Below are 15,217 nucleotides of genomic sequence, written 5' to 3'. Positions count from 1 at the left end.
TTTGCCGTAAGACTATCGCAGGTTGATATTACTCCTGCTTTTTCTCTGCTATCCTCAACTTGGCCGATCGCGATCGCGGATTTTTCCCAATTTCCTCTTCTTGAGCAATAATCGGTTTTTTTGTCAAGACCTTTAATAAAGGTGAATTTCTTAAACCATGTTTCACTGGGCGGTCTTCCAGGCTGTGAAAACTGATAATTGCAATTCTGCCACCAGGGACAAGGGCATTTGGTGCTTTATCCAAAAAGGTTTCTAGGGATTTTAACTCATCATTGACGACAATTCGCAGAGCTTGAAAAACACGGGTAGCGGGGTGAATTCTCCCATAACGGTATTTGGGGGGAACTGAAGAAGCGATCGCATCAGCCAATTCTGTAGTCGTGTGCAACGGTCGCCGTTCTACAATACGACGAGCAATGCGCCGCGATAATCTCTCCTCACCGTATTTAAAGAAAATATCTGCTAATTCTGCTTCATCCCAATTATTAATCACATCAGCAGCAGTTAGCGATCGCCCTCGATCCATTCGCATATCCAAATTTGCAGCTTGGCGAAAGCTGAAACCTCGTTCTGCTTGATCTAGATGGTAAGAACTCACCCCCAAATCGGCTAAAATACCATCGAAAGTGTTAGGGGGAAACTCGTAGTCAGCAAAATTGCTATAAATAAATTGTATGCGATCGCTATATTCACCTAAATTCTTTTGCGCGGCGGCTAAAGCATCTTCATCTTGGTCAACTGCTGTTACCCGCACATCCGCCGCAGCTTCTAAGATCAGGCGACTGTGACCACCTGAGCCTACCGTCACATCTAAATAATGCCCGCCTGGACGCACCGCCAAACCCTCAATTACCTCCCGACCCAAAACGGAAATATGGGAGAAAGCCAGTTCTTGTAAATCTAGCGGTGTTTGTGAATCTGATTTCATCTTTAATTTTATTTTTGATAAATAAATTGACTCCTGTATTCTGACTTCTGAATTCTTCTTCAAAAATCTAAATAGCTGTTGGCTGTATAGTTCAGTTCTGTATAGTCAAATATAGTCAGACATGGCTTTTTAGAAATTACCATTCCTTCACAGAACTTTTAAGGCATCTAAAATGGGGTCAAGCTTTTGGCTATAAAACCATTTAGATTTACCCGAATTGGGTCAACTAAGACCTCTCTATCCCCTGTCCCAAAGGCATTGGGGAATTCTTTTGTAAGTATGTTGTAGCTGCCGTTAATATCAGCATTGCAGAGTCGTCCAGATTTAGTCCGGTACAACCCTCTGCATATCCGCTTACCTGATGGCTTCCAGTCATGTGGCTTACTGCCATAGTCAGGGATAAAATCACCATCAAGAAAGCTGGATTGGCTGGTGTAGGATTCTTCCCGAACAATAATATCAATCCCTACTCTGTTGCCTTTATAGGTGAGCATATCAATCAACTGTCCGTGAGGTATCGACACGAAGGCTTGATTATTTATCTTGCCGATATTAACGCTGCGCTTCCAGTCATAATTTTGACCAACGACTAATTTTGTAACTCCTAACTCCATGAGTAGTTGAATCACATAATTAGATGCACGGTGTAAATAATTTCTGACTTTGAAGTTACGCTTAGTGGTCAGGTGTTTAATCCTTCTGGATGTCCTAACCCCACTGCGGCGTTGCAATGTAGCACGTTTTGAAGAGAAGAATTGATTCATGCTTTTGAGTGGACGACCGTTAACGAGAACAGGTTTAAATCCTGGCACGTTTGATGTTACCGCCATCAAATTATCAATCCCGAAGTCAATTGCTGCAATGCGTTCTGTACTCTGACCCTCCGGGTTCGGCAGTCCCCCATCGACGGGAACTGCCAAGACGGGGGCTGCCTCACTCAATTCATGGTCGCTAACCTCATAAACTATTTCTAAAACATAGTGGTCAATTTTTGGCACAATCCGGGACTGACAATAATCTGACTGCTTTATCTGCGTGTCAAAATTGTAGTCAATACTGGTGAGTTTAATTTGCCCTGACTTTTTAAATACCTTTTTTGATGTAGATTGCTCACTAAAAATTAAAACACATCGCCCATCATAAGCTTTATATCCCGGTATTTTTGGTCTACCTGTAAACCTACTCTTATCTAATTTATATTGGGCGATCGCAGCGAAATAACCTTCCCATGATTTGCCCAATAATCTCAAGACTTGCTGTGCAACCTTAGATGGTAGTGCTTTGTACTCCAAACTTGGCTGCATTAACTTGTCCATTGAGTTGTAAGACGGCACACTATGCCCGTAAATGAATGATTGACGAAGGAGAAAGTTAGCAACATTCCACAGGTTTTTAGCAGCGAATGACATTGCATCTATCTGCCCCCAAGCCGGATTGCTTTTTTTGATAATGCGCTGCTCGACTAACTGCATTGTGTTATAAGATAGTGTGTAACCAAATGGTAATACACAATGAGAGATAAAAGGTTAGTTGTAAGAGTAACAGAATATGAATTATTACAGTTGCAACAAGAAGCTGATAAAAGGGGAGTGTCAAATTCTGATGTAGTTAGGGCATGGATTGCACAACTGCCTAAACCTGACGAAAAGACTATATCCGATTAGATATGACTATGTTTTGTTTAAAGTTTTATAATACGTACCATTCTGCTTAGACACTAACTTATACAAGATTGAACAGGATTTAATAACATCAGAATTTTAAGTGCAAAAAGAGATTACATGAAAAAAACCTGTGCCTCAATCCCTTGCATATCAAGCTTCCCTATAATAATTGAAGAGGTGCAACGAAATGAAACATCAATTACAACTCCTTTGCTGCTATCCTCTCTCCAACATAACCCTGTAGAGTCCTAATTATATAGATTGCCCCTACAAACCTCATTTTGGCAAACTAGATAAATCGGGTCTGGTTGGCATCTGGGCGATTCAATTCAAAATTTTCACGAACGGAGAACACGAAATCTATGACCAGACTAGAAACCCGCACTGAACCAATGGTGCTAAACATGGGGCCACACCACCCCTCAATGCACGGGGTTCTGCGGCTAATCATGACTCTGGATGGCGAGGATGTTGTTGACTGTGAACCGGTTATCGGCTATTTGCACCGGGGAATGGAAAAAATCGCTGAGAACCGTACTAATGTAATGTACGTCCCTTACGTTAGTCGCTGGGACTACGCGGCGGGAATGTTCAACGAAGCCGTCACTGTCAACGCCCCAGAAAAGCTTGCAGGTGTTGCTGTCCCCAAACGTGCTAGCTACATCCGCGTCATCATGCTGGAGTTGAACCGCATCGCTAACCACTTGCTGTGGTTTGGCCCCTTCCTCGCTGACGTAGGCGCACAAACTCCCTTCTTCTACCAGTTCCGGGAACGGGAGATGATTTATGATTTGTGGGAAGCCGCCACAGGTTATCGGATGGTGAATAACAACTACTTCCGCGTTGGTGGAGTAGCAGCCGATTTGCCTTACGGTTGGGTAGATAAGTGTCTAGAATTCTGCGACTACCTATTGCCCAAAGTTGATGAGTACGAACGCTTAGTAACCGATAACCCCATCTTCCGGCGACGTGTTGAGGGTATTGGTACTATCACCCGTGAAGAAGCAATTAACTGGGGACTTTCTGGCCCAATGTTACGCGCATCTGGTGTGCAATGGGATTTACGAAAAGTTGACCATTACGAATGTTACGACGATTTCGACTGGGATGTACAGTGGGAAACCGCCGGTGATTGCTTTGCCCGTTACGTGGTGCGGATGCGGGAAATGCGCGAATCTGTGAAGATTATTCGCCAAGCAATTAAAGGACTTCCTGGCGGCCCTTACGAAAATCTGGAAGCCAAGCGTTTAGCCGCAGGTAAAAAATCCGAGTGGGACGCATTCGATTACCAATTCATCGGCAAAAAAGTTTCCCCCACTTTCAAGATTCCCAAGGGTGAAATCTACTCTCGTGTAGAAAGTGGCAAAGGTGAATTGGGAATTTATTTGGTTGGCGATGATAACGTCTTCCCTGCACGTTGGAAGATTCGCGCAGCAGATTTTAACAACCTTCAGATTGTCCCACATTTACTGCGGGGCATGAAAGTTGCAGATATTGTGGTGATTCTCGGCAGTGTTGACGTAATCATGGGGTCTGTGGATAGGTAGTAAATATCTACCTTGGTAGTTTTTAGAGCAGTTGTATTACAGTGCAACTGCTCTATTTTTTTATAGTATTGGGTAAAACTGCCGACCATTGCACAGTACAGTTGAGTTAGGAATTTCTTCCTTCTCTTCAATCTGGGGAGATTTCCCGATAAGCTTGCCGACACTGCTCATAATTGTCTGGCAAAATCTCGGCATTACCAAAATATAATTGCTCGTGAGTGGTAATTAAAGTCTCATAAGGCTGTATAGGAGTCACAGACGATCGCAGCAATTGCAGATATTCTCCATCAGTGCGACTGAGTTTGTGGGGTGCGATCGCGTTTTGATGCAACTGCTGCAACATTGCTAAATAGAGACAACGGCAAGCTTCACGGTAGTTTCCTTGACGGTAAAATTGTTGCGATCGCTCCAACAGAAGGGCTATGGATGACTCACTAGAGTGAGTTTTTACGCCAAAATCAGTGAGATTACCACTTCTATTCAGCCAAGAATATATATAAGGACTGAATTCTCGCCATAATCGCCAACCCACGCAAGCGATAAATAAACCTAGTACCAGCCAAAACAGGAATTTTAGCAATTCACCAAGCCTTGGGCTAATTGACCATCCACTAGGAAATTCGGGCATTGCGCGTTCAAAGCGGTAAAACTGGTATTCCCACCATTCTCCCGCTTGTTGTTGAAATTGAGAAAGCTGCCAACTCCAGCTAGTTTTTTCAAAAGTATCTGTCATAGGGGGGAGTGGGGAGTGGGGAGGCAGGGGGAGCAGGGGGAGCAGGGGGAGCAGAACTATTGATTATTGACCCATGCCCCATGCCCAATGACTAATGACTAATGACTAATGACTAATGACTAATGACTAATGACTGTTGACTTTTTTAGTATTATCCAGCCGATGACAATAAGTAGCGCACCGAATGCAAGAAATCCTAAATCCCAAGCTAACTCATTTGGGCCTGGTTTTACATGATGGATACCGAGAATTTGATGGTCAATTAAACCTTCAACGAAGTCAAACAATCCAGTACCAATCAATATTGACCCAATAAAGGTCTGTGATGACCAAGGAACATCTTCACGCCCTCCGGCACGCCATAGCAACACAAGTCCCACCACGGTGAATACCCAATCCAAGGTATGAAATAACCCATCCCATACCATGTTCAAATCTATATTCGCCGTGTTGTTCAGAGGTCGAATATTACTGAGCATGTGATGCCACTGGAGGATCTGATGCAGTAAAATTCCATCAATAAAGCCTCCAAGACCCACACCAAGAAAAATTCCAGCAGTAATTAGCGGTGCGCGTCGGTTAAGGGTTTCACTTTTCGCCTCCATTGTCAACCTCATAGATAGGCTTTCTTACCAAAATACAACATCTTTTGGCAGAAAAATCTTCTATCTTAAGGCAAGTACAATAGACATTTGATGATAATTAATTATGCGTTGCCCGAAATCCTTAGTATAAATACCCGTTACAAAACTTAATTACGTTATCTACGTAGAAGCGTCATTACGAATTACGAATTACGAATTACGAATTATTTTTATCTGCATACCCGCTTTCACTGGGTCGAAATTTTGGGGAAAATGGGTGCTGCGATCGTAGTCTGCTTTTTCCAGCTTCGTTCCTTTGAGATCGGCTTGGCGAAGATTCGCTGACATCAACAATGCTCCCCTCAGATCGCTATCTTTCAGATTAGCTTGACCCAGATCGGCAAAACTCAGATCAGTTCCCCTCAAATTTGCGCCACTCAGGTTAGCTTCACTCAAGTCAGCATAACTAAGGTCAGAACCTTTCAAGTTAATGCCTTGCAAATCAGCATTACCCAGTTCCGCTTTACTAAAGTCCCGTTTTCCTGCTGCATAACTCTCCACAAGAGTAGCGGCACTATTTATAGGCTGTTGAGAATTTACTTCAGGCATATAACAGCCTCACAGGTTATTAGTTTCATACTAAGGATGAAAATTTTCCTACTTCATCCTTTCTAAATGTAATACATGAGTTCCTTCTGCTTTCGCATTGATCTTCGTTCGCAAAGGTCTTGGAGTGTATATTTTTCTAAAACTGAGTTAGCAGCCTGACGGGCTTCCTGCCAGACTTCCTGAATTAGCTCACCTTCTACTGTGTTTGGAGTTGGCTCAGAATCAGAGACAACAATATCTGACCCTTCCATGCAGCTAAAAGCATCTAACACTGTAATCTTTCCGGGATCTCGTGCCAGAACATAGCCACCTTTGGCTCCGCGTATACTTTTAATTAAACCTCCACGCCTTAATGTGGCTAGGAGTTGTTCCAAATAGCGGTTCGGTATGTCTTGCAATGCCGCTATCTCTCGAATTTGCAGGGCTTCACCGTTAGGGTAGCAGGTTGCCAACTCTAACAGGGCTAGAAGTGCGTATTCTGATTTGTTAGAGATAACCACAGGCGTAATATTTTAAACTCACACTTAAATATACAAAGTATTTGAATTGGTTTTCCTAAGCTACTGTTAAGAAAAACTTTACAATCAACTTATTATTGACCGGCTAACTTTAGTTTAAAGACCTTTTAGGATAGAAACAATTATATTTTATTTTTAATTCAATAAATAAAAGTGATTGATTATTTATCTAGCTCCACGAGAAGACTCCCGCCACAATCTCTGATTTGGCGGTGAGATGAATCGTGGGTCAAAAACGCAACACCTTCTGACCAAGATTGAGCGTAAGCGAAATTAGGGAAGAAGGTAGTTAAGTTTTTGACAATTTGTGTATTTTGCTGTTCACTCTGGCGTTGCAAAAGGGCGACGCACTTACGCATATTCTGTATCTGTAAGGCTAATCCGTCCAAATTCACGCTCTAACTCCTAATTTGGAATCTAAACTTGCGTTTTATTTTAGATTCCCTACTTAGATGATTTTAGCTTTTGAAGGTTAACAGTTATTAGTTATTACAACAGAATAAAAGCGCCAGTCGTCAGAATTCAGTTGGATATTCTGACCAAAAAAGCAGATAGTGCAGCACGCAATAGGTTCGGATAAGATTTTGCCGTCGGCGACTTTCTTAAAAAGCTACGGTGTACACACAAGTCTTACCGCAGCCATATCTTTATTAATAAATCTCGCACTGCGTTTCTATTCCGCCTCGGAATGAATTCCGAGTCTCATAGCTGAACTTCAGTTCTGGGCGGGATATCGGTGAGTGTGACAGTTTCACTCTGACAAAAATGTGGGTAGAGGGCGACTTGTGTATACACGTAGCTTAAAAAGGGGGTAAAGATTCAGAAAGAGCAAGCCTTTTCTCTGGCAATATTGCTTAATTTAGTTCTTAAATCTGCCCATTTGACCCCTTCTAAGCTGGGCAAAACAACATGAGCGGCTCCAACTCGTTCAGTTGGGCCGAGTCCTACTGCCCACATACCACCGACTAGGGCCGCCTCAACGCCTGCTGCGGCATCTTCTACAACTACAGATTGCGCTGGTTCGAGTCCTAGCTGCTTGGCTGCGTACAAAAATAGGTCGGGTGCTGGCTTGGGTTGTTGTACACTATAACCGTCTGCGATCGCATCTACTTTATCAGCAATGCCCAATCGCTCGATCACTGTGCGGGCATTTTTGCTAGCTGAACCAATACCGATTTTAATCCCAGCTTGGCGCAGTTCATCCAAGAGGGCGATCGCACCTGGTAATAAATCCTTGGATGTCATGTTTTGGATCAATTCCACATAGTAGCGATTTTTACGCTCCATCATCTCCTCGATTTGTGCTTCCGAATAGGGTCTATCTCCAATAATATGCATCAGGGAAGCACGACGGGATACACCCCGCAGCGCTTCGTTAGCTTGCCGATTAAACGGTATACCCTCTTCATCCGCTAACTTTTGCCAACCTTGATAGTGAAGTTCTGCTGTATCTGTTAGCACACCATCTAGGTCGAAGATGAATCCTTTGATATTGGGCATTGGGGATTGGGCATTGGGCATTGGGGATTGGGCATTGGTTATCTCCGTTTTCCCCTTGTCTCCTTGTTCCCTTCTCTCCTTGTTTCCATGCCCCATGCCCAATGCCCCATGCCCCATGCCCAATGCCCCATGCCCCATGCCCAATCCCTGATGCAGATCAAAGTCGTGCCATAATCCTTGCCAGTGCAGTTTAAACTTTAGGCGCGTCCAGCCATCAGGCAGATGGGAATTGGCTACGGGGCCATTTTCGGTTAGTTGAATGCCGCCGAATCCAAAAATTACAGCTTGCCAAACGCCACCAGCAGTAGCGCCGTGGATTCCATCGCTGGTGTTACCTCGGTTATCTTCAAGATCCACCATTAACGCTTGCATAAACACTTCGTAAGCTTCCGTTGATTTGCCCAAATCGGAAGCTAAAATGGCGTGAACTGCTGGGCCAAGGGACGAACCATAGCTAATGTCTGTGCGGGGTGCGTAGTAGTCCCAGTTTGTCTGCAATGCTTTTTCGTTGTAGGGAAAATCTGCTGATTCCCGCATTAAATAAAGGAGCATCAATATATCTGGTTGCTTGATTACTTGATATTTATTGGTTTTCTCAATACCCAAGATGGCTTGCATGGAGCGATCGCGCCCTTGATAATCTGCTAAGTTGATATCTTCCAATTGGAAAAATCCCTCAAACTGCTCGATTAGCTCTGTTAATGGGTCATGGAGAAACAATATTTTGGCGATGATATCTTGCCAGTGCGTTCGCATAGCGTCTCCGCAGGAGAATCGCTCTTGTGGAGTGAGTTTGAGTTTCTGTTCTAGTTCAGTAGCTCGTTCGGGGAACTTTTGAACCAACCAATCATAAACTGCGATCGCTTTCTCTAAATGCCATTGCGCCATCCGGTTTGTAAAGGCGTTATTGTGAACGAATTCATGGTATTCATCCACTCCGATCACTCCCCGAATTTCATACCGTTGGCGCTCAGGATTGAATTCAACCCGGCTACCCCAGAAGATAGCGGCATCCAAAATAATCTCTGCGCCGCGCTGTTGCATCCACTCATCATCACCAGTGGCTTGCCAGTAGTTCCAAGCGGCGTAGGGAATATCTGCATTAATATGAATTTCCCGATCACGGCACCAAATCCGCACGTCTTCACCATAAAAATCATTTCCCAGTGCCCAACGTGGTGTTACTTCATCTCCGGTATCAGCACTTTCCCAGGCAAACATTGCCCCTTTATATCCATAATGGGCAGCCTTGCGTCTAGCTCCTGGTAAGGTGTGCCAACGGTAACTGAGTAAGTTTCGGGCGATCGCTGGTTGGGTAAACAGAAAAAAGGGCAGCATAAAAATTTCTGTATCCCAAAAGATATGGCCGCGATAGCCAAACCCAGACAGAGTTTTAGCAGGAATGCTCACTTTGTCATCATGGCGTGACCCAGCAATCAGCAGCTGAAATAGATTGTAGCGAACAGCAAAAGCAGCTGTGCTATCCCCTTCAATGAGGATGTCACTTTGCTGCCAAATTTCATCCCATGCCTGCTCATTGGCTTTTAGTAGTGTTGCGTAGTCTGGTAGGTGCGCGAGTTTTTCTGTAGCTGCTGAAACTGGTGTCTCAGTCTCCCGCGAGGTAAAAACTGTCACTATTTTTTCTACGGTTACGGTCTGTTGTGATTTAGCCAGGTAGGTCATGCTCAAGGTCGGATAACCAGGCGCGGTACTGACTTGCAAAGATGCTTCAGTGCCTGATATTTTCATAGTTGCGCCCATACCGAGTTCAATTCGGGAGTGGCGGGTGCGGCGTTGCAACCAGATTCCTTGGTCAGTCTTGCCCTGATCTAGTCCTTCCCAGTGATTAAAACCCTGATTTTCTGGATAGCCGTTGATACTTCCCTGAACTTCGATTAAGCCATCAAAATCTACTGGCGTTAAATGGCAGCGTTGCGCCAACACATGCTGATCTGCAAAACTAGCAAAGCGTTCAAAGGTAATATCTATAGTATTTCCACTAGGAGAGCGCCAACGCAAGTAACGGCTAAGAAGTCCGTAGCGTAAATCAAGCTGCCGATCATAGCGCAATATCTCACCTTGATCGAGACGGAAGCGATCGCCATTCACAATCACTACCAAAGGTAACCAGTCAGGGCAATTTGCCAGTTCAGTGTACACCACCGGCACATCGTCGTAGACACCGTGGATAAAAGTAGCTGGCAATGCATGAGGATAACCTTCCTCAAAACTGCCTTTTGTTCCTAGATATCCATTGCCGATTGTAAAGACGGTTTCTTTAGAGTGCAATTGCTCAGGGTCAAACTGGGTTTCGATTAAAATCCAGTCTGTGTAGATAAAATTGCGAGAACGAGCTTTTGTTTGCATAAGTTGGGGAGTAGGGAGAAACTAATTCGTAATTCGTAATTCGTAATTCGTAATTAGGATTGGATTGGAGATTTTGAGTATCTGAGGTGGATGAATGAGTCTCTGAGGTGGATGAATGAGTCTCTGAGGTGGATGAATGAGTCTTTGAGGTGGATGAATGAGTATCTGAGGTGGATGAATGAGTATCTGAGGTGGATGAATGAGTATCTGAGGTGGATGAATGAGTCTCTGAGGTGGATGAATGAGTCTCTGAGGTGGATGAATGAGTCTCTGAGGTGGATGAATGAGTCTCTGAGGTGGATGAATGAGTCTCTGAGGTGGATGAATGAGTCTTTAAGCCAATGCTTTAACTTCTAACTCCCCCTGCTTCCCCTGCTCCCCCTGCCTCCCCTGCTCCCCCTGCTCTTTCCCCACTCCCCACTCCCCACTCCCCACTCCCTCATCCCCCCTTATGCTTTTCCAAAATCTTTTCGGCTCTAGGTTTATAAATGAGATGAAATAAAGTTTCCATATAGCGATCTCTGGCTTCGTTATTTTCTGGAGCAACAAAGTTCCAAAAACTAAATATTTTAGCAAGCTGTAGTAATTGATTACTATGTAAATGCCAATTGTATCTATTATGAATTCGCTGACTCATCCATTCTGAGACTTCGTGCCAATGCTCAGGATGAGTATTGCATTGGTCAACAAAGGCTAAAATTTTCTTTGCTGTTCCTTCTAAGTCTGTAGGATTAAGATTAAATCCATTCTCTTGGTTTTCGATAATTTCTAAAGACCCGCCAAATTGAGTAGCGAAAGTTGGCAAGCCAGAAATCATCGCTTCCAAAATAGACCGACCGAAGGATTCAAAAAGAGCAAAGTGGACATAAATTCCCTGAGAATCTGCAACTACTCGGTAGACTTCGCCGAGGTTGCTGCTAGGGATACGCATCCCCACCCAGCGAATTTTGCCATTGAGATGATATTGCTCAATAATGTTGTGGAGTTTTTGGATTTCTTCTGCTTCTTCTAAGTTTATAGCTTCATGTAGATGCAATTTACTACTTAAAAGGATTAGGTTACAGCGCTCTTGCAACGCCTGACTTTGACCAAAGCATTCAGCTAACCCAGTGAGATTTTTGATTGAAGTGATGGGAGCAACGGCAAAGATTGGTCGCTTGTTAAGGTTATCTAAATGACCAAAGATGTGGGGGTCTTCGCGGGTAAAGAGGAGGTTGTGAATTTGTGTGCAAAGCTTAATATCTCGGTCTTCTTTTTGGCTATAGAGAAAGAAAATCTTTTCATTTACTCCCGGCGGCACTAAGTTGAATTTAGGACTAAACAAATCAATGCCATCAACCACATGATAAAGCTGTGGCATCGTAAAGCATTTGTACGATTCGTATTGACCTATGGTGTCAGGTGTACCGACAATTTCTTGATAGGATGATGTGATGATAAACTCGGCTGCATTCATGCTAATCAAATCAGCAGTAAATTGTACCGAGAAGTGATATTGGTCTTCTAAATCTTGCCAATATAAATTACTAAATAGATGTTTAGGTTTTTCCAAGGAATGGGCAATGTTGCACTGGGTAACTTTCATCCGGCGCGATAAAAGAAAAGCCACTAAGTTACCGTCGCTGTAGTTGCCAACAATAAGATTAGGTTTACCTTGGAATTGAGCTAGTAATTCTTTTTCTGCATCTAAAGCAAAGTTTTCTAAATAAGGCCAAATCTCAAATTTAGAAATCCAATTGTTCGTAATTTCAGGATTGAATTCACCAAAAGGAACGCGCAATATCCAAGCATTTTCAGTATCTTGAACTTTTTCTAAGCGCAGGTTGCAAAATGTCCCTTCGCAGTTAGGGATTAGCCGCGTGAGAATAATCACATGTGGCTCCATACCGAGCACATCCAGACCAGCAAGTTTGATTTGTTCACGCAGTTCGTTTTCTAAGCTGCGAGCTTGTTCAAGAACGTAGACAACTTGACCAAGTGTTTCATTTCTTCCTAAGACATCTTCCTGTCCAACCCAGCCGTGGATGGAAATGAGGACGACGCGAAAAATGGCGGGGACGCGGGCCACAAATGTTTCTAAGATGCCAGGTTCTGGGGAGTAAATGAGTCGGTCGAGGAGTTCTAGGGTTTGGGAGACTCGCGCCGCAGTGTTACCCCAACCCGGCTCAAAGCCGAGTTCTTGGAGATCGAAGCGGAATTTTTCATAAGGTTCATCAGGCTCAAGCTCATTTAGCAATTTGAGCGCTAGCTTAATTTGTTTGGCTAGGTGAATACCTGAAGGAATGCGATCGCTCAACAGCAGCCGAATCCCATCGTGTTGTAGCCCCTGTAATGCTTGAAATAACATTTCCACCCAATATTGGGGGTCAGTCAACAATTGATTGCACAGGTAACGGTTGAGGAAGGCTAAACCTTGACCAATATTTCTGGGGTCGTCGATTCTTGGAGAACTTTCGTAAAACGGGTGGAGGTCGATTTCGAGGATGTGGGGTTGGTAGCGGTTGACTAGGCGATCTCTCACATCTAACAGCGCTTGAGGCGTCATTAACTCGAATCTACTATCAGATGTCAGTTTCCAAACTTCCTGACTAGCAATCCTGGGGCGAACCACGAACCAGGTACTTTCTTCTTCAAAAATGATTTCGTGAGTGTACTGTATCAGTTTGCCAACAGAAGAAGAATAGTAAAAATAGGCTGGCTTTTGGGATTGATGACAGTAATCGGCAAAAGCTTGTAAAATTTCATTTCTCAGGAAGTAACGCTTACCTGAAGCACTCAACGCATAAATTAACTGATGTAGAGCAGTTTTTTCATCACCGTTGAAGACAGCTTGAACTAGTTCATACATGATGACGAATCCCAGAATTTTAGCTTGGTCACGACCTCATTATTATTTCCAGTCTCCGGTTTTCTGAGGCACATTCCCGCTTAATGATATATAAACATGAAAACCACCCGCGTCTAACTCTGGGATGAAACGCTGCGAGGGCTTCAAATCTATGGGATGAGGTTATTCACTTAGTTAAAATTTAAACTGATGAGTTGATAGCTATTAGGACTTGCCCTTTGACTTTTGACACTTTGACTCCGCTCAGTGTTAACTTTTGACTTCCCCAAAGGGGCTGACTTGCGCCTTGCGGCACTAGCTATATCAAGCCTAATCTAATAACTTTTTGCAGTGCTTTTTCAAATGTTATGCCCTGCTTGATGCAGATATACAACAATAAGCTGTCGCGCATTTAACTTGCACATCTTTTCGTGTTGGTTGTTGACTGTTGACAGTTGACAGTTAACCGTCAGCGGTCAACGAACTTAGGAAGTGACTATGTAATTTAAAAGCGTAATAGCTTAACACTGCTAGACACTTTGATAAAACCATCATGCCTTCTAATAATGCCAAGCACTGTTGAAAGGTCAAGTCCCGTACCTGCATTGACATCTTTGGTGGTGAAAAACGGCTCAAAAATTCTATCTAATATGTCTGGCGGTATCCCAATTCCGTTATTTTTCTGAAGAGATATAGCAATTTTAATTGATTAGTGAATATTCGCGGTGTCCAGATCCCCGATTTCTTTCAGAAGTTCAGATATAACTTTTTATGAATGATTCAGGGCTGCTATAGCTAAATAGCCTTGATGCCATTACTTAATAAATATGTATAAATCATCCGATATTATTAAGTGTTTTAAATTTCCTCACAAGTTCCTCATATTTAAATACTATAGTCAAAATATAAACACATCGTTTTAAATACCTACGGGCTTGTCAACTGGCTACCCCGATTTGCGACAACACTTTTATTAACAGGATTTGAGAAAAATATGAATTATTGTCCTTGCTGTTCAAGTGTACTTTTAGAACATGTACGCGGTGCAGAGAGTTACTGGTTTTGTCGCCACTGCTGGCAAGAAATGCCTGTTTATAATCTGAACCAATCCAGTTCATTTACCGAGGCTGTCAAGGGAGAACTACCTACAAAACCTCAACAAGAAAAACGTAAAAATACTACTGTTTACGTAAGCCAATGGCAATCTATCACAGAATGGATAGGGGTACAAGAATTGTCTGCCTAATCCTAAGTGACTGAAATTGGTTTAATATATTTTTTTCTTGATTCCAGCAATCAATCGTCATTAACTGCCAGTCCGTGGCTCACCCATGAGGTATTATCTGACACCACTATTTTGAGAGATTGCCTCGTTCCCAGCCTCTGGCTCTTAATGCCTACTAGAAGGGTTTGCCTTCCGCCTTCGTTACTCGCGGCAGCAGCCCAATAAAGTGCATTTACAGCCAGAGGGACTTAACGAGGTTTTAAAGGAGTTTCATCTTAAGTTAACCAGAAATAAAAAGGTACAGAGCAACTAAATTTATTTATGGTTAGGGAACTCCAAGAAATAAAAACAACCGCTTGAAGTTGTTGACTGTTGACTGTTGACTGTGAACAGTGGGATATTTTTTTATTTGGAAGTCCCTTACTGAGCGTAGTCGTTGGCGCAGCCTAAGAAGAGAAGTATGGGGTTCAACATTTTTGAATGCGTGATATCATGTCCGCTTGATTGCTTATTAAACCCGAAGAACCCCAAAGAGCCAAAGCGTAGCTTTGTCTCCCCTCCCCGCAAGCAGGAGGGGCTGGGGGTGGGGTGTAGCCCTGTCAAGGTGACAAATAGCCGGATAATAATGCCATGCGATCGCAAACTAAAAAGTAGCGGAGGAGATGGTGAATGCTGGGAGCAATATTTGAGCGTTTTGTAAAAGAGAGTCCAATTA

At 43.4% G+C, this 15,217-nt stretch carries 13 protein-coding genes and 1 pseudogene; 4 read left to right on the top strand and 10 right to left on the bottom strand.

What is annotated here, in order from left to right; translation table 11 throughout:
• Positions 1 to 28: 28 nt before the first annotated feature.
• Together rsmH and LC586_RS29430 are read right to left on the bottom strand one after the other, a co-directional pair.
• Positions 29 to 928 (bottom strand): 16S rRNA (cytosine(1402)-N(4))-methyltransferase RsmH, encoded by a 900-nt coding sequence (gene rsmH, locus LC586_RS29435; RefSeq protein ID WP_229488766.1) that lies wholly within the window; start codon positions 926 to 928, stop codon positions 29 to 31.
• A 167-nt stretch (positions 929 to 1,095) separates the two neighbouring features.
• Positions 1,096 to 2,400: an RNA-guided endonuclease InsQ/TnpB family protein gene (locus tag LC586_RS29430; RefSeq protein ID WP_229488765.1), complete on the bottom strand. Its 1,305-nt coding sequence runs from the start codon at positions 2,398 to 2,400 to the stop codon at positions 1,096 to 1,098.
• 39 nt (positions 2,401 to 2,439) lie between these two features.
• Between LC586_RS29430 and LC586_RS29425 the strand changes: the two genes are divergently transcribed.
• On the top strand, positions 2,440 to 2,592 hold the full coding sequence (locus LC586_RS29425) for a hypothetical protein (protein ID WP_229488764.1): 153 nt from the start codon (positions 2,440 to 2,442) through the stop codon (positions 2,590 to 2,592).
• Positions 2,593 to 2,954: 362 nt separating this feature from the next.
• The gene (locus LC586_RS29420; protein ID WP_179067814.1) at positions 2,955 to 4,139 is read left to right on the top strand and encodes an NAD(P)H-quinone oxidoreductase subunit H; all 1,185 of its coding nucleotides are present in this window, start codon (positions 2,955 to 2,957) and stop codon (positions 4,137 to 4,139) included.
• A 127-nt stretch (positions 4,140 to 4,266) separates the two neighbouring features.
• On the opposite strand, the gene LC586_RS29415 is transcribed toward LC586_RS29420, so the two are convergent.
• The 6 genes from LC586_RS29415 to pgmB all read right to left on the bottom strand — a co-directional run bounded on the left by LC586_RS29415 (position 4,267) and on the right by pgmB (position 10,450).
• The gene (locus LC586_RS29415; RefSeq protein WP_229488763.1) at positions 4,267 to 4,872 is read right to left on the bottom strand and encodes a DUF4129 domain-containing protein; all 606 of its coding nucleotides are present in this window, start codon (positions 4,870 to 4,872) and stop codon (positions 4,267 to 4,269) included.
• 119 nt (positions 4,873 to 4,991) lie between these two features.
• Positions 4,992 to 5,477, bottom strand: a complete 486-nt coding sequence (locus tag LC586_RS29410) for a DUF2243 domain-containing protein (protein WP_229488796.1) — start codon at positions 5,475 to 5,477, stop codon at positions 4,992 to 4,994.
• Between the two features lie 189 nt (positions 5,478 to 5,666).
• Positions 5,667 to 6,065 (bottom strand): Alr5209 family pentapeptide repeat protein, encoded by a 399-nt coding sequence (locus tag LC586_RS29405; protein WP_229488762.1) that lies wholly within the window; start codon positions 6,063 to 6,065, stop codon positions 5,667 to 5,669.
• A 62-nt stretch (positions 6,066 to 6,127) separates the two neighbouring features.
• Positions 6,128 to 6,565: an RrF2 family transcriptional regulator gene (locus LC586_RS29400; RefSeq protein ID WP_229488760.1), complete on the bottom strand. Its 438-nt coding sequence runs from the start codon at positions 6,563 to 6,565 to the stop codon at positions 6,128 to 6,130.
• A gap of 179 nt (positions 6,566 to 6,744) precedes the next feature.
• Positions 6,745 to 6,978, bottom strand: coding sequence for a hypothetical protein (locus tag LC586_RS29395; RefSeq protein ID WP_229488758.1), 234 nt, complete (start codon positions 6,976 to 6,978; stop codon positions 6,745 to 6,747).
• Between the two features lie 424 nt (positions 6,979 to 7,402).
• On the bottom strand, positions 7,403 to 10,450 hold the full coding sequence (pgmB, locus tag LC586_RS29390) for a beta-phosphoglucomutase (protein WP_229488757.1): 3,048 nt from the start codon (positions 10,448 to 10,450) through the stop codon (positions 7,403 to 7,405).
• Positions 10,451 to 10,540: 90 nt separating this feature from the next.
• Between pgmB and LC586_RS29385 the strand changes: the two genes are divergently transcribed.
• Entirely contained in the window at positions 10,541 to 10,807 is a 267-nt protein-coding gene (locus LC586_RS29385) for a hypothetical protein (protein WP_229488755.1), read from the top strand.
• Between the two features lie 82 nt (positions 10,808 to 10,889).
• Here the strand turns inward: LC586_RS29385 and LC586_RS29380 are convergent, their stop codons facing one another.
• Together LC586_RS29380 and LC586_RS29375 are read right to left on the bottom strand one after the other, a co-directional pair.
• The gene (locus LC586_RS29380) at positions 10,890 to 13,298 is read right to left on the bottom strand and encodes a sucrose synthase (RefSeq protein ID WP_229488754.1); all 2,409 of its coding nucleotides are present in this window, start codon (positions 13,296 to 13,298) and stop codon (positions 10,890 to 10,892) included.
• Positions 13,299 to 13,782: 484 nt separating this feature from the next.
• A pseudogene (locus LC586_RS29375) lies at positions 13,783 to 13,956 on the bottom strand (ATP-binding protein); the annotation flags it as partial.
• Between the two features lie 315 nt (positions 13,957 to 14,271).
• On the opposite strand from LC586_RS29375, the gene LC586_RS29370 reads away from it, so the two are divergent.
• Positions 14,272 to 14,523 carry a hypothetical protein gene (locus LC586_RS29370; RefSeq protein ID WP_229488753.1) on the top strand — a complete coding sequence of 84 codons (252 nt, stop codon included), beginning with the start codon at positions 14,272 to 14,274 and terminating at the stop codon, positions 14,521 to 14,523.
• The last annotated feature ends 694 nt before the right edge of the window (positions 14,524 to 15,217 follow it).

Origin of the sequence: Nostoc favosum CHAB5714 (assembly GCF_020829495.1) — a bacterium.
Lineage (GTDB): Bacteria > Cyanobacteriota > Cyanobacteriia > Cyanobacteriales > Nostocaceae > Nostoc > Nostoc favosum.
This window is presented reverse-complemented; position numbering and strand designations above follow the sequence as displayed.

Coding starts and splice junctions, on each gene's coding strand:
- LC586_RS29410 (WP_229488796.1), bottom strand. CDS start 5,477: ATGGAGGCGAAAAGTGAAACCCTTAACCGACGCGCACCGCTAATTACT.
- LC586_RS29420 (WP_179067814.1), top strand. CDS start 2,955: ATGACCAGACTAGAAACCCGCACTGAACCAATGGTGCTAAACATGGGG.
- LC586_RS29385 (WP_229488755.1), top strand. CDS start 10,541: ATGAATGAGTCTCTGAGGTGGATGAATGAGTCTCTGAGGTGGATGAAT.
- LC586_RS29405 (WP_229488762.1), bottom strand. CDS start 6,065: ATGCCTGAAGTAAATTCTCAACAGCCTATAAATAGTGCCGCTACTCTT.
- LC586_RS29370 (WP_229488753.1), top strand. CDS start 14,272: ATGAATTATTGTCCTTGCTGTTCAAGTGTACTTTTAGAACATGTACGC.
- rsmH (WP_229488766.1), bottom strand. CDS start 928: ATGAAATCAGATTCACAAACACCGCTAGATTTACAAGAACTGGCTTTC.
- LC586_RS29430 (WP_229488765.1), bottom strand. CDS start 2,400: ATGCAGTTAGTCGAGCAGCGCATTATCAAAAAAAGCAATCCGGCTTGG.
- LC586_RS29380 (WP_229488754.1), bottom strand. CDS start 13,298: ATGTATGAACTAGTTCAAGCTGTCTTCAACGGTGATGAAAAAACTGCT.
- pgmB (WP_229488757.1), bottom strand. CDS start 10,450: ATGCAAACAAAAGCTCGTTCTCGCAATTTTATCTACACAGACTGGATT.
- LC586_RS29425 (WP_229488764.1), top strand. CDS start 2,440: ATGAGAGATAAAAGGTTAGTTGTAAGAGTAACAGAATATGAATTATTA.
- LC586_RS29415 (WP_229488763.1), bottom strand. CDS start 4,872: ATGACAGATACTTTTGAAAAAACTAGCTGGAGTTGGCAGCTTTCTCAA.